1 protein-coding gene and 1 pseudogene are annotated in these 2515 nt (G+C 75.0%); both read right to left on the bottom strand.

The genetic code is table 11. The annotated features are described in order from the left end of the window. Positions 1–1702: RecQ family ATP-dependent DNA helicase (locus HUW36_RS30645; RefSeq protein ID WP_174531273.1), on the bottom strand; the 1702-nt coding region annotated here is incomplete at its 3' end. Continuing rightward, a pseudogene (locus HUW36_RS30640) lies at positions 1699–2515 on the bottom strand (BTAD domain-containing putative transcriptional regulator); the annotation flags it as partial. The gene HUW36_RS30645 and the pseudogene HUW36_RS30640, both read right to left, overlap by 4 nt.

Here is a 2515-nt window from a genome sequence, read left to right as displayed (position 1 = left end):
CCGCCACCGTCGCGTCCGCCGCGTCCGGCCCGACGAGGCCGCGCAGCCGCCCGCCCCACCCCAGGTCGGACAGGCGCCCCACGGCCCGCCCGGGCAGCGCCTGCTCCGCCGGCGGGATCCGACCCTTCAGGGGTACGCCCACCGCGTCCAACCCGGTCGGCCAGAGCTTCTTGGGCGCGATCTCCACGCCGGGGCGGCCGAGGAAGGTCTGCGCGGCGGTCAGCGCCTCGACGGAGACCTCGGCGTCGAACAGCGGCCCGGCGCAGTTGTCGCACCGGCCGCAGTCCTCCGCCCCGGTGTCGTCCAGCCCCTCCCGCAGATAGCGCATGCGGCAGGCGGAGGTGGCCGCATACTCCCGCATGGCCCGCTGCTCGGCGGTGCGCGCGTCGGCGACGCGCCGCAACCGGGTCTCGTCGTAGACCCAGGGCGCGCCGGTGGCGAGCCAGCCGCCGCGCACCCGGCGGACCGCGCCGTCCACGTCGAGCACCTTGAGCATCAGCTCCAGCCGGGCCCGGCGGAGGTCGACCACCGGTTCGAGGGCCTGGGTGGAGATCGGCCGCTCGGTGTCCAGCGCGGCGAGCACGGCGCGGACCTGTTCCTCGGGCGGGAAGGCGAGCGAGGCGAAGTACCGCCAGATCGCCGCGTCCTCCACGCCCGGCAGGAGCAGCACCTCGGCGTGCTCGACGGCCCGGCCGGCGCGGCCGACCTGCTGGTAGTAGGCGATCGGCGAGGGCGGCGCACCCAGGTGCACCACGAAGCCCAGGTCGGGCTTGTCGAAGCCCATGCCGAGCGCGCTGGTGGCGACCAGCGCCTTGATCTTGTTGTCGAGCAGGTCCTGCTCGGCGGCGCGCCGGTCGGCGTCCTCGGCCTGCCCGGTGTAGGAGGCCACCGACCAGCCCCGGCCGCGCAGGAACTCGGCCGTCTCGGTGGCCGCGGCCACGGTGAGCGTGTAGACGATCCCCGAGCCGGGAAGCCGGTCCAGGTGGTCGGCCAGCCAGGCGAGGCGGTGGGCCGGGCTCGGCAGGTCCAGTACGCCGAGGCGCAGCGACTCGCGGTCCAGCGTGCCGCGCAGCACGAGCGCGTCGCCGAGCTGCTCGGCCACGTCCCGGGTGACCCGGGCGTTGGCGGTGGCCGTGGTGGCGAGCACCGGCGTGCGCTCGGGCAGGTTCGCCAGGAACGTGCGCAGCCGGCGGTAGTCGGGCCGGAAGTCGTGCCCCCAGTCGGAGACGCAGTGCGCCTCGTCCACCACCAGCAGGCCGGTGGTGGCGGCGAGCCGGGGCAGCACGGTGTCGCGGAAGTCCGGGTTGTTCAGCCGCTCGGGGCTGATCAGCAGCACGTCGACCGCGCCGGCGTGGATCTCGGCGGTGATCTGGTCCCACTCGTCGAGGTTCGCCGAGTTGATGGTGCGGGCCCGGATCCCGGCCCGGGCGGCGGACTCGACCTGGTTGCGCATCAACGCCAGCAGCGGCGACACGATCACCGTCGGCCCGTGCTCGCCGCTCTCCCGCAGCAGCGCGGTGGCGACGAAGTAGACCGCCGACTTGCCCCACCCGGTGCGTTGGACGCACAGCACCCGTCGTCGGTCGACGACCAGCGCCTCGATCGCCCGCCACTGGTCCTCGCGCAGCCGGGCGTGCTCACCCGCCAGCCGCCGCAGCACCGCCTCGGCGCGTTCCCGGACGGCCGTCCGATCCTGGCTCATCCGGCATTTCTACCAGGGGGCGTGGGTGCCACGGGCGGCCCGGGCGGTGGCTCGGGCGGCAGGAAGAGCAGCACCTCGCGCAGCGCGCCGGTGACGGCCGGAGGCAGCTGGCAGCGCGCGACCAGCTCCTCCAGCGACCCGAACGGCCCGCGCAGCCACCTGTCGACGGCGACCTGCCGGCGCTGCTCGGCGGTGAGACCGGGAAGCGTCGCGAAGACCGCGTCGGGCACCGCGTTGACGTCGACCAGGCCGCCGTCGTCGAACTCCCGGAGCAGGTCGGGACGGCCGATCCGCAGGTCGCGCCGGGCGGAGGGGTAGTGGTGCAGCAGGTACCGCGCCTGTTCCCGGCGCACCCGCCGCTGCTCGTCGGCGCGCTGCGGCCCGGTCCAGAACAGGCCCCGCAACGCCGCCCACAACGCCGGGTTGAGCAGCACCACGTGCAGGGTGCCGAGCATCCAGCAGACGCAGAGCCCGAACAGGAAATAGATGACCATCGGGTCGCTCGGTTCCTCCTCGACCGGGCTGCTGACCGCGAGGCCGAACACGCTCACCACGAGCAGGAAGTACGGCAGCGCGCCCAGCGCGAGGCGCCAGCTGCGCCGCCAGAGCGCGTACGCCAGGATCACCGCCCAGGTCAGGATGCCTACCGACAGCAGGCTGACGGCGGCGCCCACCAGGGTCGCGGTGGCCCGGACCCAGCCCGGCGAGCGCCGGTCCGGCGACGGGTCCGCCGACCGGCCGGCCGAGACGAAGAGCGCCTGCGGGTACGCGACGGGCACGGCGGACACCGGCGCCGACGACGGGTCGACGGGG

Source organism: Micromonospora maritima (genome assembly GCF_902825405.1).
Classification (GTDB): domain Bacteria; phylum Actinomycetota; class Actinomycetes; order Mycobacteriales; family Micromonosporaceae; genus Micromonospora; species Micromonospora maritima.
This window is presented reverse-complemented; position numbering and strand designations above follow the sequence as displayed.